This window comes from Winogradskyella endarachnes (assembly GCF_009741275.1).
GTDB classification, from domain to species: domain Bacteria; phylum Bacteroidota; class Bacteroidia; order Flavobacteriales; family Flavobacteriaceae; genus Winogradskyella; species Winogradskyella endarachnes.
The window spans coordinates 491,027-516,446 of the sequence record NZ_WOWS01000001.1 but is presented as its reverse complement, the minus strand read 5'-3'; the positions used below and the strand labels follow the sequence as shown (position 1 = coordinate 516,446).

At 30.8% G+C, this 25,420-nt stretch carries 24 protein-coding genes and 3 tRNA genes; 13 read left to right on the top strand and 14 right to left on the bottom strand.

The window, feature by feature from the left end:
- The first annotated feature begins 9 nt into the window (after positions 1-9).
- Complete coding sequence (locus GN138_RS02360) at positions 10-1,299, top strand: tetratricopeptide repeat protein (protein WP_157361738.1); 1,290 nt, start codon at positions 10-12, stop codon at positions 1,297-1,299.
- A gap of 50 nt (positions 1,300-1,349) precedes the next feature.
- Here the strand turns inward: GN138_RS02360 and GN138_RS02355 are convergent, their stop codons facing one another.
- Together GN138_RS02355 and GN138_RS02350 are read right to left on the bottom strand one after the other, a co-directional pair.
- Positions 1,350-2,099 (bottom strand): C40 family peptidase, encoded by a 750-nt coding sequence (locus GN138_RS02355; RefSeq protein ID WP_157361736.1) that lies wholly within the window; start codon positions 2,097-2,099, stop codon positions 1,350-1,352.
- A gap of 9 nt (positions 2,100-2,108) precedes the next feature.
- Positions 2,109-3,287: an acetyl-CoA C-acyltransferase gene (locus tag GN138_RS02350; RefSeq protein WP_157361734.1), complete on the bottom strand. Its 1,179-nt coding sequence runs from the start codon at positions 3,285-3,287 to the stop codon at positions 2,109-2,111.
- A gap of 113 nt (positions 3,288-3,400) precedes the next feature.
- Between GN138_RS02350 and GN138_RS02345 the strand changes: the two genes are divergently transcribed.
- Positions 3,401-5,452 carry an HD family phosphohydrolase gene (locus GN138_RS02345; protein ID WP_157361732.1) on the top strand — a complete coding sequence of 684 codons (2,052 nt, stop codon included), beginning with the start codon at positions 3,401-3,403 and terminating at the stop codon, positions 5,450-5,452.
- Positions 5,453-5,513: 61 nt separating this feature from the next.
- On the opposite strand, the gene GN138_RS02340 is transcribed toward GN138_RS02345, so the two are convergent.
- The 3 genes from GN138_RS02340 to GN138_RS02330 all read right to left on the bottom strand — a co-directional run bounded on the left by GN138_RS02340 (position 5,514) and on the right by GN138_RS02330 (position 5,839).
- Positions 5,514-5,587 (bottom strand) — tRNA-Arg (locus GN138_RS02340).
- A 32-nt stretch (positions 5,588-5,619) separates the two neighbouring features.
- A tRNA-Pro gene (locus GN138_RS02335) sits at positions 5,620-5,694 on the bottom strand.
- 56 nt (positions 5,695-5,750) lie between these two features.
- Positions 5,751-5,839 (bottom strand) — tRNA-Ser (locus GN138_RS02330).
- A gap of 460 nt (positions 5,840-6,299) precedes the next feature.
- Between GN138_RS02330 and GN138_RS02325 the strand changes: the two genes are divergently transcribed.
- Positions 6,300-6,725 (top strand): hypothetical protein, encoded by a 426-nt coding sequence (locus tag GN138_RS02325; protein WP_157361730.1) that lies wholly within the window; start codon positions 6,300-6,302, stop codon positions 6,723-6,725.
- Here the strand turns inward: GN138_RS02325 and GN138_RS02320 are convergent.
- From GN138_RS02320 to tsaD, 8 genes are all read right to left on the bottom strand, one after another.
- Positions 6,712-7,893, bottom strand: a complete 1,182-nt coding sequence (locus GN138_RS02320; protein ID WP_157361729.1) for a THUMP-like domain-containing protein — start codon at positions 7,891-7,893, stop codon at positions 6,712-6,714. The genes GN138_RS02325 and GN138_RS02320 overlap by 14 nt on opposite strands.
- 6 nt (positions 7,894-7,899) lie before the next feature.
- Positions 7,900-8,988: an AI-2E family transporter gene (locus GN138_RS02315; protein ID WP_157361727.1), complete on the bottom strand. Its 1,089-nt coding sequence runs from the start codon at positions 8,986-8,988 to the stop codon at positions 7,900-7,902.
- Positions 8,989-9,040: 52 nt separating this feature from the next.
- The gene (locus tag GN138_RS02310; protein ID WP_157361726.1) at positions 9,041-9,547 is read right to left on the bottom strand and encodes a TrmH family RNA methyltransferase; all 507 of its coding nucleotides are present in this window, start codon (positions 9,545-9,547) and stop codon (positions 9,041-9,043) included.
- Between the two features lie 39 nt (positions 9,548-9,586).
- Positions 9,587-9,919: a hypothetical protein gene (locus GN138_RS02305; RefSeq protein ID WP_157361724.1), complete on the bottom strand. Its 333-nt coding sequence runs from the start codon at positions 9,917-9,919 to the stop codon at positions 9,587-9,589.
- Between the two features lie 23 nt (positions 9,920-9,942).
- Positions 9,943-10,584 (bottom strand): DUF4159 domain-containing protein, encoded by a 642-nt coding sequence (locus tag GN138_RS02300; RefSeq protein WP_157361722.1) that lies wholly within the window; start codon positions 10,582-10,584, stop codon positions 9,943-9,945.
- A gap of 4 nt (positions 10,585-10,588) precedes the next feature.
- Positions 10,589-11,293: a 16S rRNA (uracil(1498)-N(3))-methyltransferase gene (locus tag GN138_RS02295; protein ID WP_157361720.1), complete on the bottom strand. Its 705-nt coding sequence runs from the start codon at positions 11,291-11,293 to the stop codon at positions 10,589-10,591.
- A gap of 2 nt (positions 11,294-11,295) precedes the next feature.
- The gene (locus GN138_RS02290) at positions 11,296-11,928 is read right to left on the bottom strand and encodes a peptidylprolyl isomerase (RefSeq protein ID WP_157361718.1); all 633 of its coding nucleotides are present in this window, start codon (positions 11,926-11,928) and stop codon (positions 11,296-11,298) included.
- 172 nt (positions 11,929-12,100) lie between these two features.
- Positions 12,101-13,123, bottom strand: a complete 1,023-nt coding sequence (gene tsaD, locus GN138_RS02285; protein WP_157361716.1) for a tRNA (adenosine(37)-N6)-threonylcarbamoyltransferase complex transferase subunit TsaD — start codon at positions 13,121-13,123, stop codon at positions 12,101-12,103.
- A gap of 186 nt (positions 13,124-13,309) precedes the next feature.
- On the opposite strand from tsaD, the gene GN138_RS02280 reads away from it, so the two are divergent.
- The 6 genes from GN138_RS02280 (at position 13,310) to GN138_RS02255 (ending at position 21,442) form a co-directional block, all read left to right on the top strand.
- Positions 13,310-17,701, top strand: coding sequence for a translocation/assembly module TamB domain-containing protein (locus GN138_RS02280; protein WP_231743022.1), 4,392 nt, complete (start codon positions 13,310-13,312; stop codon positions 17,699-17,701).
- 132 nt (positions 17,702-17,833) lie between these two features.
- Entirely contained in the window at positions 17,834-18,820 is a 987-nt protein-coding gene (pfkA, locus tag GN138_RS02275) for a 6-phosphofructokinase (RefSeq protein ID WP_157362633.1), read from the top strand.
- Positions 18,821-18,848: 28 nt separating this feature from the next.
- Complete coding sequence (gap, locus tag GN138_RS02270; protein WP_157361714.1) at positions 18,849-19,850, top strand: type I glyceraldehyde-3-phosphate dehydrogenase; 1,002 nt, start codon at positions 18,849-18,851, stop codon at positions 19,848-19,850.
- A gap of 81 nt (positions 19,851-19,931) precedes the next feature.
- The gene (locus GN138_RS02265) at positions 19,932-20,795 is read left to right on the top strand and encodes an N-acetylglucosamine kinase (protein ID WP_157361712.1); all 864 of its coding nucleotides are present in this window, start codon (positions 19,932-19,934) and stop codon (positions 20,793-20,795) included.
- A gap of 1 nt (position 20,796) precedes the next feature.
- The gene (locus GN138_RS02260) at positions 20,797-21,159 is read left to right on the top strand and encodes a methylglyoxal synthase (protein WP_157361710.1); all 363 of its coding nucleotides are present in this window, start codon (positions 20,797-20,799) and stop codon (positions 21,157-21,159) included.
- A gap of 97 nt (positions 21,160-21,256) precedes the next feature.
- On the top strand, positions 21,257-21,442 hold the full coding sequence (locus tag GN138_RS02255; protein WP_157361708.1) for a hypothetical protein: 186 nt from the start codon (positions 21,257-21,259) through the stop codon (positions 21,440-21,442).
- 81 nt (positions 21,443-21,523) lie between these two features.
- On the opposite strand, the gene GN138_RS02250 is transcribed toward GN138_RS02255, so the two are convergent.
- Positions 21,524-23,152 (bottom strand): acyl-CoA carboxylase subunit beta, encoded by a 1,629-nt coding sequence (locus GN138_RS02250; RefSeq protein WP_157361706.1) that lies wholly within the window; start codon positions 23,150-23,152, stop codon positions 21,524-21,526.
- Between the two features lie 148 nt (positions 23,153-23,300).
- On the opposite strand from GN138_RS02250, the gene GN138_RS02245 reads away from it, so the two are divergent.
- Genes GN138_RS02245 through GN138_RS02230 form a run of 4 tightly spaced genes read left to right on the top strand, consistent with a single transcriptional unit; the run spans position 23,301 to position 25,391 of the window.
- Complete coding sequence (locus GN138_RS02245) at positions 23,301-23,657, top strand: DoxX family protein (protein ID WP_157361704.1); 357 nt, start codon at positions 23,301-23,303, stop codon at positions 23,655-23,657.
- Between the two features lies 1 nt (position 23,658).
- On the top strand, positions 23,659-24,189 hold the full coding sequence (locus tag GN138_RS02240) for an NADPH-dependent FMN reductase (protein ID WP_157361701.1): 531 nt from the start codon (positions 23,659-23,661) through the stop codon (positions 24,187-24,189).
- A 42-nt stretch (positions 24,190-24,231) separates the two neighbouring features.
- Entirely contained in the window at positions 24,232-24,669 is a 438-nt protein-coding gene (locus GN138_RS02235) for a MarR family winged helix-turn-helix transcriptional regulator (RefSeq protein WP_157361699.1), read from the top strand.
- Positions 24,666-25,391, top strand: coding sequence for a pirin family protein (locus GN138_RS02230; protein ID WP_157361697.1), 726 nt, complete (start codon positions 24,666-24,668; stop codon positions 25,389-25,391). The genes GN138_RS02235 and GN138_RS02230 overlap by 4 nt, the downstream gene beginning before the upstream one ends.
- Positions 25,392-25,420 lie beyond the last annotated feature (29 nt).

Here is a 25,420-nt window from a genome sequence, read left to right as displayed (position 1 = left end):
TATTACAAGATGAAAAAAATAACGACATTAGTGCTTTTATTAGCAATTAGTTCAATGTCTTTTGCTCAAAAAGATGAGTTAAAAGCTGTTGAAAAAGCACTTAAAAATGTAAATTTCTCGGATGCTAAATCTGCAGTTGCTTCAGCTGAGGCCTTAATAGACAAAATGGATGATAAGTCAAAGGCAAAATTTTATTTCCTTAAAGCAAAATCCTTATACGCTAATGGAGCAGGAACTGATGCAGATATCGATAAGGCTATAGCAACCTTAAATGATCTAAAAACTTTAGAATCCTCTATGGGTAAATTAAAGTACACGGATCAAGCAAATGAAATGAAATCTGAGATGTACAATACGTTTATTACAAAGGCTAATGATGCCTTTAAAAGCAATGATTTTAAATTAGCAGCTGGTAGATTTGAGAAAATTTATAGAGTTTCACCAAAAGATACGTCTTACTTATATAGTGCAGCATATTCTTCAATAAGAGCTAATGATTATCCTGGTGCTTTAAAATATTATATAGAACTTGCAGACCTTGGTTATACAGGTATTACAATGAACCATTATGCTACAGAAAAGGAATCTGGTGAAGAACAATTATATGCAGATAAATCTGGAAGAGATTTTGCTGTAAAAACTTTAAAAACTCACATTAAGCCTAGAGATGAGAAAACTGAATCTAGACGATCAGAAATTGTAAAAAATATTGCTTTAATTTATGCTGATCAAGGTGAAAGTGAAAAAGCATTAGCAGCTACTGTTGAGGCTAGAGATGAAAACCCAGATGATTTAGGTCTTATTGTTGTGCAAGCGCAAACCTATTTAAAATTAGGAAACAAAGATAAATTTACTGAACTAATTGATGAAGCGTCAGCTAAAGCAGATGGCAATGCAGAGTTTTTATATAATTTAGGTGCCTTATTAGGTGAGTCAGACAATCCTGAGGAAGCAAAAAAATATTATCAAAAAGCTATTGATGTAGACCCTACATATAATAATGCTTATTTAAACATGGCATTTGTAATTTTATCAGATGAAGCAAAATACATTGAAGAAATGAATGCAATTTTAGATAGTAGTAAACCTGATTATAATAAGTACGATACTTTAAAGGCTAAAGTAAATGATCTTTACAATGAAGCTATTCCGTATTTAGAAAAATCACTTTCTTTAAATGAAACTGTTAATACAGCCAAGAATTTAATGAACTTATATAGTGCAATTGGAGATACAGATAAATTTAAGGCTATGAAAGCTAAATACGAATCTTTAGAAGCTTCAGCTTCTGGAAATTAATGTTTTAGTTTAGACAATAAAAAAAGCGACTAAATTTTTAGTCGCTTTTTTTATACTATTTTTTTAATTACTCTAAGTTTATGTGTGTGCGTTTTTTTGTCGGTATTATAAATACCACTGTGGTCTAATCGGTCAATCCTTACTTTGCCATGAGCATGTATTATATAATTGTCTTTCATTATAATACCAACATGTGTTATGTTACCTTCTGCATTGTCAAAAAAAGCTAAATCACCAGGTTCACTTTCCTCTATAAAACTAAGAGCTTCTCCTTGAGTAGCCTGTTGAGAAGCATCTCTAAGTAGTTTATAGCCATTTAATTTATATACCATTTGTGTAAAGCCAGAGCAGTCTATACCAAAAGGAGATTTTCCACCCCAAAGGTATGGTGCATTTAAAAATAGAAAAGAGGTATTAACTATGTTTTCTTTTTCACTTATGGTATTTACAGCAGTGCCTTCAAACTTATGTTGTAATAAATCTATGCCATTTAGATTAGATCCAACCGGAATAGGGTAAAGGTTATTTAAGTTATCTGAAACAAATTCAATTAAATCTTTAGATAAATAAATATCCGCGGATTTAAGTTGGCTATAATTACTTTCTTCAATTTCAAGATATTGTTTATTATCAATCCAACCTTCGTAATTATCAAAATAAAATCTAATACGGCTCCATTTCTTTCTTTGTTCTAAAACTTTAAAAAAGTCACCATACAATGCTTGTGTTACCATTTCACTGGTGTCACTAGGTTCTAATCGTATAGGTACAATACCAAGATTGCAAATGCCGTATTGCATAAATTTTTTTTAAGCGTTTTCTAATATTAGTGCTGAAGCACCACCACCACCATTACAAATAGCAGCTGCGCCCAATTTAGCATTATTTTGATGTAAAACGTTAATTAAAGTCACTAAAATTCTTGCGCCAGAACAACCGAGTGGATGTCCTAAGGAAACAGCGCCTCCATTAACATTTACATTGCTATCATTTAAACCTAAGATTTTCATATTTGCTAAACCTACCACAGAAAATGCTTCGTTAAATTCAAAAAAGTCAATGTCACTTATATCCACATTGGCTTTAGCTAATGCTTTAGGTAATGCTTTAGATGGTGCAGTAGTAAACCATTCTGGTTCGTGAGCTGCATCAGCATAGCCTTTTATTGTTGCTATAGGTGTTAATCCAAGTTGGTTAGCTTTTTCCTTACTCATTAAAACTAAGGCTGCAGCTCCATCATTAATAGTAGATGCATTGGCAGCTGTAACTGTTCCATCTTTAGTAAAGGCAGGTCGTAAAGTTGGGATTTTATCCATTTTTACATTAGTATATTCTTCGTCTTTATCCACAATTATAGGTTCTCCTCTTCGTTGCGGTACTTCTACAGAAATAACTTCATCTTTAAATTTTCCAGAATCCCAAGCAGCTTTAGAGCGTTCATATGACTGTACAGCATAGGCATCTTGGTCTTCTCTTGAAAAATTATATTCAGCAGCACATGCGTCAGCACATACACCCATTGCATTATTATCGTAAGCATCTACAAGACCATCTTTTTGCATACCATCTTGGAGAGTAGCAGGACCAAATTTGGTAGCTTTCCTAGCATGATAGTAATGTGGTATAGAGCTCATATTTTCCATTCCTCCTGCAACTACAATATCAGCATCACCTAGCTGAATAGCTTGTGTAGCTTGCATTACAGCTTTCATACCAGAAGCACATACTTTATTTATAGTAGTACAAGGTGTTGTATTTGGTAAACCTGCATATATTGCAGCTTGTCTAGCAGGTGCCTGACCTGTGCCAGCTGAAACTACATTACCCATTATAACCTCATTAACCAATTCTGGTTTCAAATTAATCTTATCTAATGCACCTTTAATTGCAGCAGCACCTAAATTTGGGGCAGAGACAGAAGATAAACTTCCTAAGAAACTGCCAATAGGAGTTCTTACAGCAGAAACGATAACGACTTCCTTGTTCATATAAATATAATTGTTGTTGTTTCGTGCGAAATTAAACAATTTTTAAGAGTTTTTAGAATGTATTATTGATATTAGCCGTCTAAAATTTTAATATTTATTACATTTGATTGTATATGAATGTATTCCTTAATAAATGGTATAAAAATCATGCCTTAGGCTATAAAATATTGCTGTATTTGGTTACAACATTATTTATAGTTTATCTATTTCCAAAAACAGGAAAATTTAGATACTCTTTTGAAAAGAGTAAACCATGGCAATCAGAAAATTTATACGCACCTTTTAATTTTGCTATAAAAAAAACTAATGAGGAAATCGAGAAAGAGAAAGCTGAAATTGAATCTCAGAGTCCAGTTTATTTTGATGTAAATAAAGAGGTAGAGCGTGAGGTTTTGGTTAAATACTCTAATAGATTTAAACAAGTTTTTGAGGATTCTAGTGCTTATAGTATCAAAAACTCTAATCTCTATAAGGAAGGTAAATCTATTGTTGAAAAAGTTTATAAACTTGGTATATTAGATTTAGAATATAGTTATAATAACGAAAGAAATGTGGTTTTAGTTATTTCTAATAAAGTTCAAAATGAATTGCAATATGGCAGCTTAAATGAGTTAGGAGACTTAAGGCAACTTATAGAAAAACTGTTACCAAATAATCTATCTGTAGATGCTAAAAACCGAATGATTTCAATTTATTTCGATGTCATTAAACCAAATATAAGTCTTAATAAAAGTTTAACTGAGAAAGTTCTTGAAGAAGAGTTATCTAAAATATCTTTAACAAGAGGTCAAATTGAAAAAGATCAATTAATCGTTTCTAAAGGGCAGGTTATAGAAGAGGATCAATATGATATTTTAAACTCATTAAAATCTGAATATGAATCTCATGTATGGAACACTAAAAACTATAATTGGGTTCTAGTAGCATACACTTTGTTGGTGGCGTTGGCATTGCTCATGTTGTTACTTTTTCTACAAAAATATAGAATTGAAGTTTTCTTAGATAATACTAAAGTGACCTTTATATTTTTCAATATCGCATTAATGATATTGCTTACCACATTAGTAATTAATTTTAATTCACAATATATATACGTAGTGCCTTTATGTATTTTACCATTGGTGTTAAAAGCGTTTTTTGATGCTAGGTTAGGTTTATTTGCTCATGTTTTAACTGTTCTGCTGTTAGGTTTTATAGTGCCTAATAGCTATGAATATATGTTTCTACAAATTATAGCAGGTATGGTAACTATATTAACAGTTTCTGAACTGTATAAGAGGGCTAATTTATTTATTTCTGTGGGTCAAATTACTTTCATTTATATAATTGCTTACTTTGCCTTTTTTGTAATACATGAAGGACAATTAACAGGAATTAAATGGGAAACTTTTGGTCTTTTTGTGCTTTGTGGACTCGCAACTTTATTTGTTCAGCCTTTAATCTATATCTATGAAAAAATATTTGGATTAGTTTCGGATGTCTCATTATTAGAACTTTCAGATACAAATACTAAACTGCTAAAAGAATTATCTAATAGAGCGCCGGGAACATTTCATCACTCCTTAAATGTTGCAAATTTAGCGGAGGCATCAGCAAATGAAATAGGAGCTAATGCTATGTTGGTGCGAGTAGGAGCTTTGTATCATGATATTGGTAAAATGAAAAATCCAACATATTTTACTGAAAACCAAAGTACAGGTATTAATCCTCATGATGAATTATCGAGTAAGGAAAGTGCTAAGATAATTATTGAACACACCCTCAATGGAATAGAAATAGCAAAAAAGAACAAATTACCTGATCGTGTTATTGACTTTATTAGAACTCACCATGGTACTAGTTTAGTATACTATTTTTACATAAAAGAGAAAGTTAATAATGAATTAGTAGATATTGCCGACTTTACGTACCCTGGCCCTAAACCGTTTAGCAAAGAAACTGCTATATTAATGATGTGTGATAGTGTTGAAGCTGCATCAAAAAGTTTAAAAGAACCTACAAGCACTAAAATAAATGAATTTGTAGAAAATATTATCAATAAACAGATGGAGGCTGGGCAGTTTTTAAATGCAGATATTACCTTTAAAGAGATACAATCCATTAAAAAGGTTTTAAAGCACAAATTAGCCAATATTTACCATTTAAGAATAGAGTATCCAGAATAGAACTATTTAAAACATATTTATAGAAACAAAAAAGCCTTAACTTAATAGTTAAGGCTTTTTGTGATCGCACTAGGATTCGAACCTAGGACCGCCTGCTTAGAAGGCAGGTGCTCTATCCAGCTGAGCTATGCGACCATTTAGAGTGAACTCTAAAATTTCAATGAAAGTCGGGGTGGCAGGATTCGAACCTGCGGCCTCCACGTCCCAAACGTGGCGCGATAACCGGGCTACGCTACACCCCGAAATGTGATAGTCTAAAAAAATATACATACAGTCTCAATTACTGCAGTAAATTTTGCGGAGAGACAGGGATTCGAACCCTGGGTAAGTGTTTCCACCTACGACGATTTAGCAAACCGCTCCTTTCGGCCACTCAGGCACCTCTCCAGTAAATTAATGAACGTAATTCGTTAAAATTGCGGATGCAAATGTAGTACTTCATATTAAAGAAAACAACATTTTTATAAAATTATTTTCACATAATTCAATTATTATTTATAAACAAATTATTATCAGAGATATAGGTAAAAAAAAAGCTTGAATTATATAAATATTTAGTTTTTATTAAATTACTACCAAACTATGTTAAAACGACGTTCTTGTAGTAAAAATCCTATTTTTATCTTCTATTTTCATTATAACTCATTGATAGTTAATACTCTTTTTTACTTATAAACGGCAATTTTATCCGATAAAGTAAGAAATAGTTGTCATTTTGTTCCAAAAATCATGCATTTCGTCGAAAATATAGAGCTTTTCGTCGGTGATATATTTTTTGTTTTATAAATTTGCAATCCCAAATTAAATGAATTGAGTTTTTAAGCTTTTTTCAAAAACTAAATAAAAAATGAAAAACCTACTTAAGTTAAAGGCATTTTTATGTCTAATTTTATTATTTTCTGCATGTACTCCTTCTGATGCTGATTTTGATACAGAGAGTATTTCTGATGTTGATTACACAATAGATTCTATACTAAATCCTTGTGATAATGAGGATCCAAAAACAAGAGTTATCAATAATGGTACTGTTGCATTTGATTTATTGGTTGTGCAAAATGATGCTACGCCTGTAGTTACTATTTTTAATATCCCACCAAATTCTACTACATCTTGGGCTAATTTTAATGAAGGCGAGTATGTATTTGCTTTAAATTGTTCTGATCAAAATGTAAGTGATGATAAGGTACAATTGCAAATGGATAATTGCACAGCATTTGAAATTGAAATAGATTCTAATAATCAGATTGTATCGTACGTACCTATAGTGCTTTAGTGCAAACGATTACAGTTTTGTTGTTGTTAATATCTGTTGTAAAAAACAGGTAAATCTCACCACCATCTGTAATCTTTAGTTTCTTGCGTATTTCTTTTACAGATACGGGGAAGTTTCTAGTAGTGATATTGGCTTTGCTTATATTTTCTTTTGCAATAATTTTTTTATTGAAAGGTAATACGCTTTCTATTTTAAATCGTCTACCTGGAAATTCTAATAAATTATTTGAGGTATATAGATGCGAATGTTGGTGAAGTTTATAAATGTTTAATTTATAACTTACTGAGATGAACCCACCAGATTTAAGTACAGCGGTATTGGGCTCATATAAATAGGTTAGCGGTAAGTTATAGCTTGCTGTTGCTTGCTGTTCTTCTTCAAAAATATATTCAAAAAACTGTGAATCTTTATTATTGAAATTCACAGTTTTTACGTTTACTTTTCCTTTATAATTTTTTTCTAAAATCCATAATAATTCCTTCACCTCATTATTACTGGCTACAATATGGATTTCTCGTACGTAATTTAAATCTTTAAGCGTAGCTGTTAAATCTAATAATGGAGATGTTTTAATCATTACGTTATTAGCACGCATAAGTAGTAATTTTTGTTGTTTTTTAATATCTGGCGTACAATCAGATAATAAAAATACTTTCTTTTTTAATTGATCTCTTCGGGAAGGGTCTATATAAATCCAATCAAAAGTTTTATCATTTTTTATTAATTCTTCAATGCCATTATCATTTAAGCAATTAATATTTGAAATATTTAACGCCTTAAAATTGTGCCGAACCATTTGTGATAAATTTGTATTAATTTCACAATGTGTAACCTTTTCAATTTGTTTTGAAAAATAATAAGTATCTACACCAAAACCACCTGTAAGATCAATTAAGTTTTTGCCAGAAACTAAACTGGCTTTATATTTTGCAGTAGTCTCAGAAGAGGTTTGTTCAATATTTAATTTATTTGGATAGTATATGTTTTTGGCGTTAAACCATGTTGGTAGTTTTTTTGTGCATTTTTTTTTAGCTTCAATTTGTTCAATAATAAGTTTTGAATCGATATTCTTAAAAGGAATTCCTTTTAATATTAATTTAGAGGTGTCAGAATTTAAATTTTCATTTATAAATTCTTGAATTTCAGTATTTAAAATAGTGTGATTCAAATTGAATTAAATGCCTTTTGTAAACTTTTTTACAATTTTATATTCAGATAAAAATTCCTTCAAAATTACTTTAATAGCCGTATATGTTGGGACAGCGACAATCATCCCTACAATACCAAATAAAATTCCTGCTATAATTATAACTAAAAAAATTTCTAAAGGATGGGATTTTACACTTTTTGAAAAGATATACGGTTGGCTAAAAAAGTTATCTACCAATTGAGCAATGATAAAACCAATCATTACATAAGTTGTTTTGGGTAAAATAACGTCGCTAAAACTCTCTCCTAAATTACTAGACATACTAAGAAGCAACATTAAAAAGCCACTTACTAAAGGACCAACGTAAGGTACAAGATTAAGAAGTGCACATAAAAATGCAATTACTATAGCGTTATCTATTCCGAAGATTAATAGGATAATAGTGTAAATTATGAACAATATTAAAATTTGAAATATTAACCCAACAAAGTAGCGCGACAATAAATCTTTTATAGTATTTATAGAACGTTTTGAGCGTTCTTCATTTCCGCTAGGCACAAATATCATTATACCATCTTCAAACAATTTACTGTCTTTTAAAAAGAAAAAGGATATAAATAACACGGAAAATAAACCAATACTAAAACTACCTAAACCACTAATAAAGCTGTTTAAGAAATCTGGAATAATTGCAAAGTCTAATTTTGAAAGTACATTAGACTCTTTAATAGATTGCTCAACATCTATATTATTAAACTCAAAATAGGTTATGATTTGATTGTATAAATCTTCTACATTAACTTGTAATTGTTCAATATTTAAAAGCGATAAATTATGACCTTGTTCTACAATAAGTGGAATAAACAAGCCAACTAAACCAACTAATAAGCCTAAAAGTAATACCATGGTAACAACAACAGATAAGGTGTTGTTAAATTTTAATTTACGTCTAAAAAAAAGGATAATTGGTCTGCCAATAAGTGAAATAACAGCAGCAATAGCTATATAAATTATTACGGATTGTATTTTAAAAAGAAAATATAAAACTAAAGCAATTGCCAAAATTATACCTAATGCTCTTAAAATGCCATTGGCTAAAGTTTTTGAATTCATTTCTGTTTGTTTATTTACTCAAAGATGCTGAATTAAATTCAGCACGACAAATTTAAGAATTAAGTTGTTTTGTTATTTCGTATAGGGCAATGCTAGTCGCTTGTACCACATTCATACTACTATTATTACCAAACATATTAATATGCACCACACTATCCACTTGGTTTAAAATAGCTTCTGAAACTCCAAAATTTTCATCACCTAAAATCAATGCTATGGGTTGATTAGTGTCTAATTTAAATGTTGTTAAAGGTTGGCTGTTTTCTGTGATTTCTAAGGCAATAAGATAATAGTTTTTAGATTTTAGCGCTTCAATTTCAGATTCTATTTGTTCTGAAATACTATAGGAAACGTATTTTTCAGTAGAGCGCGATGTTCTTGTTATACGTTTGCCAATAGAGATATTGGTACCACAAAAAATGAGTTCTTCTACACCAAAAGCGTCTGCAATCCTGAATAAACTACCAATATTTGGCGCATTAGTTACATTATCGCATACAACTGTAATGGCATGTTTTTGTTTTTTAAAATTGGTGTTGTAGTGGGTAAGTTGACTCAATGTGTTTCTAAAAAAATATATGACGTTTATGGTGTCTGTTTAGTCGACCATTGTTCTATTAAAATTACTCGATTTCTTTTTCATTTCTGTCCAAAACCAAATAGGTATGGATCCAGTTAATGTTGATATAAATCCAAAATCCCACATAAAATAAGTGGCTATTACCGCAAGTACTAATCCTGCCAAAACATAGGTGTAATTATCCTCTGCATATAAACGATTAATATGTTTTTTAGTAATGTTACCACAATGCTTACAACGATGTTTAAATTCGTTTGTTCCTGTTTCCATTAATAAACCATATCTATCTGTAGCTTTTGTTTTGATGGAATTGTCTTTTTTGCAAGAACTACAACGGTAACTTAATTTCATTTTTCAGGTTTCAATTTTAGTTTTTAATTCTCAAAAGCATATTTTATAATGTTGGCACCCATTTTTAGAGCTTTTTCTCTAACATCTTCTGGGTCATTGTGTACTTCTTGATCTTCCCATCCATCACCTAAATCACTCTCAAAGGTAAATAATAAAACGAGCCTGTTTTCTACAAAAATTCCGAAAGCCTGAGGTGCTTTTCCGTCGTGCTCATGTATTTTAGGAAGTCCGTTAGAAAACTCATACGCAGCTTTAAATATGTCATGATCTTTAGGGATTTCTACTAATTCACTGTTAGGGAAAACCTTTTTTAGTTCTTTAGTAATGTAAGGTTCCATGCCATAGTTGTCGTCTATGTGAAGAAATCCACCCGAAATAAGATAATTTCTTAAATTTTCGGCATCATCTTCACTAAAAAATACATTGCCGTGACCTGTCATATGTAAAAACGGAAACTGAAAAATATCTGTACTTCCAACTTCTACAGTTTGAATATTTTCATTTATACTAGTATCAATATTATTGTTACAATATTTTACTAAATTAGGTAATGCTGTGGGATTACTGTACCAATCACCACCTCCTTTATATTTTAAGATAGCAATATCTTGAGAAAATATAAAGAGGTTAAAAAGTGTAAAATATAAGGTAACTATAAATTTCATTTGCTTATTCATTTAAAAACGCAACAGAGTGACAAGCAGCAATAGCAGCCGTTTCTGTCCTTAAACGTGTCTCTCCCAAAGTTACAGGAATAAAGTTGTGTTGCAAGGCAATTTCAATTTCTTTAACGCTAAAGTCGCCTTCTGGTCCTATTAAAATGGTACAATCTTTATTTGCTTGTAATTGAGATTTTAACGATTTTTTATCTGTTTCTTCACAATGTGCAATAAATATTTGATTGTTAAAGTCTTGTTTTATAAATTCTTTAAATGTAATTGGTGTATTTAACTTAGGTAAGTAACATTGTAGCGATTGCTTCATTGCAGACTGAATAATTTTTTCAAAGCGTTCTGTTTTTACAACTTTACGTTCGCTATGGTCGCAGATAATAGGAGTAATAGTTTCAATGCCAATTTCAGTAGCTTTTTCTAAAAACCACTCGTACCTATCATTCATTTTTGTTGGTGCAACTGCTAAATGTAAATTATATTTACGTTTAGGCTGTGGCCTTTTAGATGTTATAGAAACAACACAGTTTTTCTGTTCTGCAGTAGTTATTTCTGCAGTAAATAACCAACCTTTTCCGTTAGTTATATTTAAGAGGTCTCCTTCTTTTTTTCTTAAAACTTTAGCAATGTGTTTGCTCTCGTCTTTATCGAATTTAAAAGTTAAATCGTTTTCAGAAATATTTGAATTATAAAATAGTTGCATTGCTAATCTAAGTCTTCAGAAAATTTTAAAACTGTAATTTCTTCAATAGGCGTTTTTACTTCCGTTTTCACTACAAGATAGTACATGTTATTTTCCGTGTCATCTACAGTAAAAACTTCATTTAAAGGATGTTTTTCTTCAAAGGCAACACTATCAAAAGCTTTGGACATATCACCTGCTTTTATCCAGCCAGTATCGCCACCCATTTTAGCAGTAGGTCCAAAGGAGTAATGCTTTGCTAAGTCTTTAAATCTATAGCCTTCGTTGTACTTTGCTAATACTTTATTTCGTTGTTCAATAACATCTTCTATAGACGTTTTTGAAGCATTAAAAACAATGATATTAAATTTAGAATACATCACTTCAGACTTATCAATAACTTTGTAGTAGGTTTTTTTAAAGTCAGTTTTTATTACTTTTTTTCCCCCTTTGGCTAAATTGAATAAATCGTTAGCTAATCTGGTTTTATGTTTAGCTTTATTAAAAGTGAAAAGTTTACCGTTTTTAGGTTTCTTTTCTTTTAAGAATGTTGTCGCTTCCTCAGAACTAGATATTGAATCTAATTGCTGTTCTAATGAATCTTGAGAAAAACTAATGATAGGAATTAATAAGAAAATTGATAATAAATACTTCATGGTTATTTAGGTTTTGATTTAGGTATTACAAAACAACTAAATATTAAAACACCATAAAAGTAAAGTCATAAAGATATTAACAGATGTGTTAACAATTTAGATATTGAACATGTTATTTAACACTAAATGAGACGAAATTCTTTATTAAAAGAATTTAAATTTAAAAAGTAGACTAAATCTTTAATCTAGCCGTGGCCATAACATCAAAACCAGAGAAATCTCTTTCTAAATATTTTAAATAACCAACAATAGCAATCATTGCAGCGTTATCTGTTGTATACTCAAATTTTGGGATATAGCTGGTCCATCCAAACTTGTCTTCAGCATCTTTTAATGCTTTTCTAATTCCAGAATTAGCCGAAACGCCTCCACCAATAGCAATATGATTTATACCTGTTTGTTTTACCGCTAGTTTTAATTTTGCCATTAAAATGCCTATTATGGTATATTGAATTGAAGCGCATATATCATTGAGATTGTCTTCAATAAAATTAGGGTTTGCTTTTACTTCTCGTTGTACAAAATAAAGAATGTTGGTTTTTAATCCTGAAAAACTAAAGTTTAATCCATCCACTTTTGGTTTTGTAAATTGAAATGCTTTGGGATTACCAATTTGCGCTCTACGGTCTATTTCTGGACCAGCAGGATAACCTAAACCTAAAACTTTTCCGCTTTTGTCATAAGCTTCACCAACCGCATCATCTATGGTTTCACCTAAAACTTCCATATTAAAATGACTCGTTACTTTTACAATTTGTGTATGACCTCCAGAAATGGTCATTGCTAAAAATGGAAATGGTGGTTTTTTATGGTTGTCTTCATCTATAAAATGAGCTAAAATATGCGCTTGCATATGGTTAACATCAATAAGTGGAATATCTAAACCATAAGCCAAGGATTTTGCAAAAGATGTACCAACTAACAAAGAACCCATTAAACCAGGACCACGTGTAAAAGCTACAGCGCTAAGTTGTTCCTTTTTAATTCCGGCTTTTTCAATCGCTTGGTGCACTACAGGTACAATATTTTGTTGATGTGCACGAGAGGCCAGTTCTGGTACAACACCACCATATTCTGCATGTATTTTTTGGTCTGCAACTACATTACTTAAAATGCGGTTGTTACATAATATTGCAGCAGATGTGTCATCGCAAGAAGATTCTATTCCAAGGATGTAAATATTTTCTTTTTCCATAGTCGATATTAGGCACAATAATTGTTAATTTTACAAGTTAAAGTCCGGCATTAGGTTTAACAATGTATTGTTAGGGCAAAGGTAAAAAGTTTTAAAACATTTAAAGACAATAAATTTATCAAACAGATACTCAAAATATTAGGTAAAATAGTAGCAATAATCTTGCTACTATTTTTCATTTTGTTTTTGATTCTTTCTATACCTGCTGTACAAACCAGATTAGGAAGATATGTTACCGATAGACTAAATAATGATTTTAAAACCGATATCAACGTTGGTAGAGTTGGTTTACAGCTAAATGGTGATGTAGAGTTAAAAGAAATCTTAATTAGAGATTATAAAAAAGATACGTTAATTAGTGTTGGTGAACTTAATAGTTCTATTATAAGTTTTAGAAACTTAATTAATACAAAACTGAATTTTGGAGATATTGATGTTCAAAATTTAATTTTTAACCTAAAAACTTATAAAGGTGAAACAGATACCAATTTAGATATTTTTGTTGCAAAGTTTGATAGTGATAACCCACGAGTTGGACCTAGTGAATTTTTATTCTCATCGAGTGATTTATCTATAGAAGATGGTATTTTTAAATTAACAGATGAAAATTTAGAAACGCCAGATGTTTTTAAATTTACTGAATTAAATGCTAATGCAACCAACTTTTTAATTAATGGTCCTGAAGTTAGTACTCGTATTAATAAATTTAGTTTTAGAGATAGTAGAGGTATCGCTGTTAAGAATTTAATGTCAAATTTTGAATATACCTTAGATCACATGACCTTTGGAGATTTAAACATTCAAACAGAAGCATCAGAACTTAAAGGCGATTTAAGATTTAATTATAAGCGTGAAGATTTAAAATACTTTAAAGACAAAGTTAATGTCGTTGCAAGTTTTAGGGATTCTAATATATCGTTAACAGAACTTAATGCTTTTTTTGATGAATTTGGTACAAATCAACAAGCTAGTTTTAATGCAGACTTATCAGGGACTTTAAATGATTTAGTAGCCACCAACTTAAATGTTAGTACAACAACAAATACACGGATAATTGGTGATATAAGTTTTAAAAACTTATTTAGCAGAGAAGATGATAGTTTTGCTTTACAAGGCGATTTTAAAAATTTAGCTTCAAATTATAGAGATTTAACAGCGTTATTACCAAGGCTATTAGGTAATTCTATTCCTAGTGTAATTTCAAAGGTTGGAAATTTTAATATTACAGGCACAACGTTTATTACAGCTAAATCCGTTGAGGGCGATATAGAAATAGATACAGATTTAGGCTTTATAAAATCTGATTTGCAACTTACTAATATTGACAATATAGATGACGCTAATTATATAGGAAATATAATTTTAAACGATTTTGATATTGGAAAATTAATTGATGATCCATTAGTAGAAACAACAACTTTAAATCTAGATGTAGATGGTAAAGGGTTTACCATAGATAATCTTAGAACTGATGTAAAAGGTGCCGTAACTACTTTAAAATATAATGGTTATACCTATAGAGATATTGAACTTTCAGGTGATTTAGGAAATAAAATATTTAATGGAGTTTTAAATGTTGAAGATTTAAACCTGCAGCTAAACTTTAATGGTTTAGTAGATTTTTCAGAGGATATTAAAAAATTCGATTTTAAGGCTAAAGTTGGTTATGCTAATCTTAATGAATTAAATTTTGTTACACGAGATGAAATTTCAGAATTTAGAGGTTTAGTAACTATGAATGGTACAGGTTCTACCTTTGATAATGCAGAAGGTGCTATAAATATTAAGAATACGACGTATAAAAATCAAGATAACAGCTACGATTTTAAAGATTTTGATATTGTTTCTTCATTTGAAGGTAAAGAGCGTACTTTGTCCATTAACTCACCAGATATTATTAATGGGAAAATAACAGGGCAATTTAATATTGCAGATGTGCCTGGATTAATAGAAAATTCAATAGGAAGTATATATACTAATTATGTGCCCAATATTTTAGAAGAAGGACAATATCTTAACTTCAACTTTAATATATACTCTAAAATAGCAACCGTATTTTATAAAGAATTAATATTAGGTAAAGATACTTTTATAAAAGGTAGAATTGAAACAGATGCAAAAGGTTTTGAACTTACCTTTAACTCGCCTGAGATTAAGTTTAAGAACTATTTTGCAAATCAAATAAACTTAAACATTGACAATAGTAACCCATTATACAATACCTTTATAGAAGTAGATAGCATTGGTACAGGAGTCTACAATGCTTCACAATTTAATTTAATTAATGTTACTAAGCGAGATACACTTTTAGTTAAATCTGAATTTAAAGGAGGTAACAATAATACAGATAACTACAATTTAAACTTGTTTTATACCATAGATAAAAATAACCAGTCTGTGGTTGGTATTAGAAAATCTGATGTTAAATTCAAAGGTTACAATTGGCTCTTAAATTCTAAAAAAGATACGCTCAATAAAATTCGTTTTAACAGAAATCTAAAAGCATTTGATATTCTTCCTATTAGTATCACCCAGGGCGATGAAGAAATTTTAGTTTCTGGTAAAATATCAGATTCAATTAATAAAAGATTTAATGTTGATTTTAAAGATGTAGAACTCGTAAAAATTACACCTCGTATTGATAGTTTAGACTTAAAAGGTTTGGTTAATGGTAAGCTAGAGGTTTCTCAAAACGATGGTATCTACTTACCAAAATCTAACGTAGAAATTAGTGACCTTTTTGTAAACAACTATGACTTAGGCAAACTAAAAGCAAACATAGAAGGTAATAATTCCATAACAGACTACTACGTTGATATGTCGCTAATCAATGATAACTTAAAATCTTTAGCAGCAAAAGGAACAATTGATGTCTCGGCAAATAATCCTACCATTAATTTAGACGTCGATTTTGAGGAATTTTTATTAGATCCTTTAAATCCGCTAGGAGAAGGAGTAATAAATAACATAAGAGGATTAGTATCAGGTAGTGCTAAAGTTAGTGGAAGTTTAAACAAACCAAGTATTGATGGAGAGCTACTATTAGATAGAGCAGGTTTGTCTATTCCGTATTTAAACGTAGATTATGGTTTTGATTTCGATTCTAAAGTTGAATTAAAAGGACAGCAATTTATATTTAAGAATGTGGCAATGACAGATTCTAAATATTTCTCTAAAGGAAATTTAAATGGATTTATAGAACATTATAATTTTTTAAATTGGAGGTTAGGATTAAGACTTAATACTAACCGATTACTCGTTTTAAATACTGAAGAGTCTGTAGACGAGCTGTACTATGGTACAGGTTTTATTTCTGGTACAGCAGAGATAAAAGGACCAACTGAGCAATTGGTGATTGAAGTTAATAATGGAAGAACAGAAGCAGGTACAGAATTCTTTATTCCACTTAATGATGCAGAAAGTTTTGGCGATAATACATTTATTAATTTTTTAAGTCCAAATGAAAAACAAGCAAAAGTAAAAGGTGAAATTTCAGAACAGATTGAAGTAAAAGGTTTAATCTTAGATTTTGATTTAAATGTTAATCAAAATGCCACAATAGAAATAGTAATAGATAAAGAAGCTGGTAGTACAATTAAAGGAAAGGGAGAAGGAACATTAAACTTTTTTATTAATACTAATGGTACATTTAATATGTTTGGTGATTTTACAGTATACGAAGGGTTTTATAACTTTAAGTATGGTGGTTTTGTAGAAAAGAAATTTAAGGTTGAAGAAGGCGGAAATATTGTTTGGCAAGGTGACCCTTTAGGAGCAGAGTTAAACCTAAAAGCTGTATATTCTGGTAGTGCTAATCCTTCTGTATTATTAGACAATCCTATAACGCAAAGTATAGATGTTGATGTAGAAATACATTTAACAGGTCAGTTAGAACAACCAGAGCCAACTTTTGATTTTAGGTTTCCTGGCGTAAGTTCTACAGTAAAATCAGAGTTAGACTACAGGTTATCTTCTAAAGAAGAAAAAGACAATCAAGCCTTAATATTTTTAGCAACAGGTGGTTTCTCTAATGGTATAGAAGGTGCCAATTTTACAGGTACAATCTCGGAGCGTCTTACAGGTATTGTAAATAATTTATTTGGTACAAACAACGGAAATTTAGATGTTGGTTTCGATTTAGAACTTGGGCAAGACACACCAGACTTGCAAACAGATAATAAATTTGGCGTTACACTTCAAACTAAAATTAACGATAAAATATTGGTTAATGGTAAAGTAGGTGTACCATTTGGTAGTGCTAGTCAAACTGTAATTAGTGGAAATGTACAAATAGATTTTTTACTTAATGAAGATGGTACGTTAAGAGCTAAAGTATTTAATAGGGAAAATAGTATTGTAAATCTTGGAGATGAAATAGGTTACACGCAAGGTGTGGGTTTATCTTATAATGTAGAATTTGATACGTTTAAAGAATTACTTCAGAAACTATTTTCTGGAAAAAACAAACAAGAAAAATTTACTAAAAAGCAGTCTCAAAAAGAAGCTAATAATGACAGTGATTTTATGCCAAATTTCATGACAGTTAAAGAAAAAAAGGCAAAAACAAAGTCTAATTAACTCAATATTCTTTGTTTTTTAAATATATTTATTAACGAAAACGTTTGAATTGTTTTTTCAACAAATATTTATGATAATAGTCACATATTTCTGTGTAATGTTTACTAATTTTACTGTAAACAAAATATGGAAATGCTACAAACAATTAAAAAAATAGGTGTTTTAACATCTGGAGGAGACGCTCCAGGAATGAATGCTGCAATAAGATCTGTAGTAAGAACTTGTGCTTTTCACGATATAAAATGTTACGGTATTTATAGAGGTTACGAAGGGATGATAGAAGGTGACTTTGTAGAAATGGATGCTCGTAGTGTAAAAGGTATTATTAATAAAGGCGGCACAATGTTAAAATCTGCACGTTCAACCAAATTTAGAACTAAAGAAGGTAGAATAAAAGCTCACGAACAATTATTAAAAGCAGGTATTGATGCTTTTGTTGTTATTGGTGGAGACGGAAGTTTTACTGGTGCAATGATTTTTAATCAAGAATTTAATTTCCCGGTGATGGGAATTCCTGGTACAATTGATAATGACATTTATGGTACATCACATACATTGGGTTACGATACAGCTTTAAATACAGTGGTAGATGCTATTGATAAAATTAGAGATACGGCAAGTTCTCATAATCGCTTGTTCTTTGTAGAAGTAATGGGTAGAGATGTAGGGCATATAGCTCTAAATGTTGGTATTGCTGGTGGTGCAGAGGAAATTTTAATACCAGAAGAAGATTTAGGATTAGATAGATTAGTAGAATCATTACGTAGAAGTAAGAAATCAGGAAAGTCTTCTAGTATCGTAGTAGTAGCAGAAGGTGATAAAATAGGTAAAAGTGTTTTTGAACTTAAGGATTACGTAGATCAAAATATGGAAGATTACGACGTAAGAGTATCCGTTTTAGGACATATGCAACGAGGTGGTTCACCGTCTTGTTTTGATCGCGTATTGGCCAGTAGAATGGGTGTAAAAGCAATAGAAAGTTTAATTACCGGTAAAAGCAATTATATGGTTGGTATTAAAAATGATGTTATGGAGTTAACACCATTTGACCAAGCTGTAAAAGGTAAATCAAAAATTAATATGGAACTTTTAAGAGTTTCAGATATAATGACAATTTAATAATAAGAACGAAAATTAAAATAGAAAAATGGCAAATTTAAAATTAGGAATTAACGGATTCGGTAGAATAGGAAGAATTGTATTTAGAGCAACAGTAAAACGTAGTGACGTAGACGTTGTAGCAATTAATGATTTATTAGATGTTGATCACTTAGCTTACTTATTAAAGTATGATTCGGTACACGGAAGATTTGATGGTACTGTAGAGGTAAAAGATGGACATTTAGTTGTAGATGGAAAAACAATCCGTGTAACTGCAGAAAGAGATCCAAAAAACTTAAAGTGGGATGAAGCAGGAGCAACTGTAGTAGCAGAATGTACAGGTATCTTTACAACTTTAGAAACAGCGCAATACCATATTGATGGTGGTGCTAAAAAAGTAGTAATCTCTGCGCCAAGTAAAGATGCTCCTATGTTTGTAATGGGAGTAAATGATGATAAATTAACGGCAGATAATGCAATTGTATCTAATGCATCTTGTACTACTAACTGTTTAGCACCTATAGCTAAAGTAATTGAAGATAACTTTGGTATTGAAGAAGCTTTGATGACTACAATTCACGCGGCAACTTCTACACAATTTACAGTAGATGCGCCATCTCGTAAAAATTACAGATTAGGTCGTTCTGCGTTAAATAATATTATTCCTACATCAACAGGTGCTGCTAAAGCTGTTGGTAAAGTAATACCAGAATTAGATGGAAAATTAACAGGTATGGCATTTAGAGTGCCAACTGCAGATGTTTCTGTTGTAGATTTAACAGTAAAAACTAAAAAAGAAACATCTTTAGAAGAAATCAAAAATGCAATGAAAACTGCTGCTGCAGGTTCTATGGAAGGTGTTTTAGGGTATACAGAAGATGCTGTAGTTTCTCAAGATTTTGTAAGTGAAGTAAAAACTAGTGTTTTTGATGCAGATTCTGCAATAGAATTAAATTCAACGTTCTTCAAGTTAGTATCTTGGTATGATAACGAATTTGGTTATTCTAACAAATTAGTAGATTTAGCTCAAAAGGTAAATAGCCTTTAAGACATATTATTAATTCTGAAAATTCCGTAGGATTATGTATTGTCATAGACTACGGAATTTTTATTTATACATATCACTATCATGATTTTAATTACAGATGGCGGTTCTACAAAATGCGATTGGATTGCTATAGATAAAGATGGTAACCAAGCCGTTGATAAAATTAGAACCAAAGGTTTAAATCCAGCTATTGTTGCTGAGAAAAAATTGAATAAAATAATAGGTAAGAGTAAAGAGTTAATGGCTATTGCCGATCAAGTAACACGTATTTATTTTTATGGTGCAGGTTGCGGTACAGATAAACCAACATTACTTCTTAAATCTATACTAGAATTCTATTTTAAAAACGCAATTGTTGAGGTTAGAGAAGATACGTATGCCGCCGTTAGAGCATGTATTAATACTAACGATGAAGCTGCTGTAGTTTGTATTTTAGGTACTGGGTCTAATTGTAGTTATTATGATGGTCATAAACTACACCAAAGAGTAGCTAGTTTAGGTTTTATTTTAATGGATGATGCCAGTGGTAATTATTTTGGTAAACAACTAATAAGAGACTACTACTTTAAAAAAATGCCAGATACTATTAGTGTTGCTTTTGCTCACAAGCATAATTTAGATGCAGATTTTATTAAATATAATTTATATAAACAAACCAATCCTAGCGCATACCTGGCTGATCATGCAGAGTTTATGTTTATTAATAAAGATTCAGAATATATAAGTAACCTTATAACTAATGGTATTCGTCTATTTGCAGAAAATATGATTCTTCAATATAAGGAGGAATTAGAAACTGGAATTCCTGTACATTTTGCAGGTTCTATTGCATTTTTTGGACAAGAAGAAATTAAACAAGTTGCTAATGAATATGGCTTTAAAGTTGGTAATTTTGTTAGAAGGCCAATAGAAGGATTGGTAGATTATCACGTAAAGAATCTTTAATATGGAAATTGCAATTATTGCGCATGATGGTAAAAAAGCTGAAATGGTTCAGTTTTTAAATCAGAATAGAGAAATTTTAGAACATAAAAATATCACTTTAATATCCACTGGTACCACTGGAGAAAAAGTAAGTAAGGCGGGTTTAGAAGTTAATGCACTATTATCTGGACCCTTAGGTGGCGACGCACAAATTGCAGCAAGGGTTGCAGAAGGTCATTGCCATATGGTGTTGTTTTTTAGAGACCCTTTAGATCGACATCCTCATGAGCCTGATATTTTAATGCTTATGCGATTGTGCGATGTACACAATGTACCATTAGCAACAAATCCTGCGACAGCAGAATTACTTATAAAAGGCTTATAATTTTTAATAATCTGTTAATAAAACTAGGCAAGCCTATTGTAAAACTTATATTTTGGTTATATCTTTGTGCTATTAAAACGTAAACGAAACAAAAATTATGTTCGAATTTGATCAATACTTAGGATTTTTAGCATTTTTAACCATTTTAACTATAGGATTTTGGTTAATGATTTTCCTTTTAACTTTTGTTATACCTTATTGGGTATTTGGTTCAGCTATTGAGCGTTTTAAAGAAATAAAAGAAGAAAAGAAAGCTGCACGAGAAGGTCTAACCTTAGAATAGTTTTCTCAATAATATAAAAAAGAGCATAAATTTTAAATTTATGCTCTTTTTTTTTGTTATTCGCTTCTACAAAATATATTATTAAACTTGTAAAACTCCCATATTAAAAGGTTTTTCAATAGGAGCGTGGTTAGCAGCTTCAATTCCCATAGAAATCCAAGTTCTAGTATCTAATGGGTCAATAATAGCATCTGTCCAAATACGAGAAGCTGCATAATATGGTGAGACTTGATCGTCATATCTCTGTTTTATTTTATTAAATAATGCTTCCTCTTTTTCTTTAGTAATTGTTTCACCTCTCTTTTTTAGAGAAGCCGTTTCAATTTGTAATAATACTTTAGCTGCAGAATTTCCGCTCATTACAGCTAGTTCAGCACTTGGCCAGGCAGCAATTAGTCTTGGGTCATAGGCTTTTCCGCACATGGCATAGTTTCCTGCACCATAACTATTACCTATAACAATAGTAAATTTTGGTACTACAGAGTTACTTACGGCATTAACCATTTTTGCACCATCTTTAATTATTCCGGAATGTTCAGATTTGCTACCAACCATAAAGCCTGTAACATCCTGCAAAAATACTAACGGAATCTTTTTCTGATTGCAATTAGCAATAAAGCGAGTTGCTTTATCAGCAGAATCATTGTAAATCACACCTCCAAATTGCATTTCACCCTTTTTAGTTTTTACCAATTTTCGTTGATTAGCAACAATACCAACAGCCCAACCTTCAATTCTGGCATATGCTGTAATTATTGTTTTACCGTAATCTGCTTTATACTCTTCAAATTCAGAATCGTCAACCAATCTTTTTATGATGTCTTTCATATCATATTGGTCTGCTCTACTTTTAGGGAGGATACCGTAAATATCATCTGGATTCTCTTTTGGTTTTTTAGATTCAGCTCTGTTGTATCCAGCTTTATCAAAATCACCAATTTTATCAACTATAGATTTTATTTTATCTAAAGCATCTTTATCATCTTTAGCTTTATAATCAGTAACACCAGAGATTTCGCAATGTGTAGTTGCACCGCCTAAAGTTTCGTTATCTATAGATTCACCAATTGCAGCTTTTACTAAATAACTTCCTGCTAAAAAAATACTTGCTGTTTTATCTACAATTATGGCTTCATCACTCATAATAGGTAAATAGGCTCCACCTGCAACACAGCTTCCCATAACGGCAGAAATTTGAGTAATTCCCATGCTGCTCATTATAGCATTGTTCCTAAATATGCGACCAAAATGTTCTTTGTCTGGGAAAATTTCATCTTGCATTGGTAAAAACACTCCAGCACTATCCACTAAATATATTATTGGTAAACGATTTTCTATGGCAATTTCTTGAGCACGTAAATTCTTTTTACCTGTAATAGGAAACCAAGCACCTGCTTTTACAGTTGCATCATTTGCAACTACAATGCACTGTGTACCATTAATGTAACCCATTTTTACAACAACACCTCCAGAAGGACAACCACCATATTGCTCATACATGCCTTCGCCTGCAAATGCACCAATTTCAATGGACTTAGATGTTGAATCTAATAAATAGTCTACCCGTTCACGAGCAGTCATTTTACCTTTTGCATGATGTTTGGCAATACTTTTTTCGCCACCACCTAATTTTACTTTAGCAATTCGTTTTTTTAAATCGGAAACTAATAGCTTATTGTAGTCTTCGTTTTGGTTGAATTTTATATCCATTTATTTAGTTCTGTTTTGTACGAATTTACAAAATGATAATATGTTAAGAAAGTGAATATTTTGTTAAAAAAATATTACATGGAAATATATTCCTAGGAATATAAAATTAATTTTGTGTATATTTGTACCCTAACTAAATTTAAGTGTTATGAAAAGAGATAAGATTATTTTTTATGCATCTACAGGTCTATTAACTTTATTAATGTTATTTTCTGTGAGTATGTATTTTTTTAAAAACGATATGGTTTCAGATATGTTTGAAGGTTTTGGATATCCTTCTTACATTATTTACCCTTATGCTGTCGCCAAATTATTAGGGCTATTTGCTATTTGGAACCCTAAATTTAAAGTGATTAAAGAATGGGCTTATGCTGGTTTCTTTTTTGCTTTTGTTTTGGCATTTTTCGCTCATTTTATGATTAGTGATGGAGGGCACTTTTCACCATTAGTTGCAATTATTCTTTTAGCAATTTCTTATATTTTTAACAAAAAAACTCAAAATTAGTATGAAAACGATTATAGCATTTGCCGGAAGCAACAGTAAACGGTCAATTAATAAACAGCTTGCAAGTTATACAGCAAATTTAGTGAGTAATGTAAACGTAGAAATCTTAGATTTAAATGATTATCAACTGCCATTATATAGTGTTGATTTTGAGCAAGATAATGGGTTGCCCAATGTTGCAGAACGTTTTGTAGAGATGATTAAAAAATCTGATGGTATTATTTTGTCTCTTGCAGAGCATAATGGGGCATATACTGCAGTTTTTAAAAACTTATTTGATTGGATGTCTCGTGTAGAGCAAAAAACCTTTCAAAATAAACCCATGTTATTAATGGCAACATCTCCAGGAGCAAGAGGTGGTGCTACTGTTTTAGAAATTGCAAAGGGAAGATTTTCATATCATAATGCTCAAATTGTCGGTGAGTTTTCATTACCGTCATTTTATGAGAATTTTTCAGAAGGCAAAATAAATAACGATACTTTAAATGAAGAGTTATTGGTGCAAGTAAGACAATTTGAAGAAGCACTTTAATAATCAGCTTTATATCATTATTCACTAAAATAATCTAAGCTAATGGGCGATTTTTCAAAAGATATAAACTCCACTTTTCCAAATCAAAAAGTTAAGGCATTATTGAATATAATGTATACAGCTAATTGGATTAAAAGTTACCAAACCTCCTTTTTTAAGCCTTTTAAAATTTCATCACAACAGTATAATATTTTAAGAATATTGAAGGGAGCAGAAAAACCATTAAAAGTTCAAACTATTAAAGAGCGCATGGTAGAACGATCTCCAAATGCAACGCGTTTAATGGATAAACTTAGTGCAAAAAGATTAATTGAGCGTATTGCTTGCCCAACAGATAGACGTGTTGTGCACATTAAAATTACTGAAGAAGGAATAAATCTATTAAACGAAATTTCTAAGTCTCACAAAACAGATATACTAAAGAATATAACGGAGGAGGAAGCAACTCAATTAAGCAATTTATTAGATAAAATTAGATGAAAAAGTTAATTCATAAAGCGCAAAGTAGAGGATTTGCCGATCATGGTTGGTTGCAGGCTAATCACTCATTTAGCTTTGCCAATTGGTATAATCCTCACAGATTACATTTTGGTGCTTTAAGAGTGTTAAATGACGACGTTATTGCGCCCAACATGGGATTTGGTACTCATCCGCATGACAATATGGAAATTATAACCATTCCATTACAAGGTATTTTAAAGCATAGCGATAATATGAATCACAACAGGCAAACGGTTGTACCTAGTGAAGTGCAAGTAATGTCTGCAGGCACAGGTATTCAGCATTCCGAAATTAATGGATCTTTAAATGAGCATTTAAAATTGTTTCAAATTTGGATCATACCTAATAAACGGAATGTAACACCAAGTTATCAACAAAAAGTATTTAATGAAGGAGATAGAAAAGGAAGACTTCAAACTTTAGTAACATCTTATGAAGATACTGATTCGGAAAGTTTAAAAATTCATCAAGATGTTAAATTATCTCGAATTGATTTAGTGGAAGGTGAATCATTTAATTATGTTTTAAAAACTGAAAAACATGGTGTTTATGTTATGTCTATTTCAGGTAAATGTGAAGTTGAAGGAGAAATTTTAGAAACCAGAGATGCTATTGGACTTTCTGAGTTAGATGCTTTTAAAATCATTTCAAAAACTAATTGCGAATTATTATTTATAGAAGTGCCAATGCTTAAAATATAGATTTTCATTAATTTTTATAATAGAAGCAT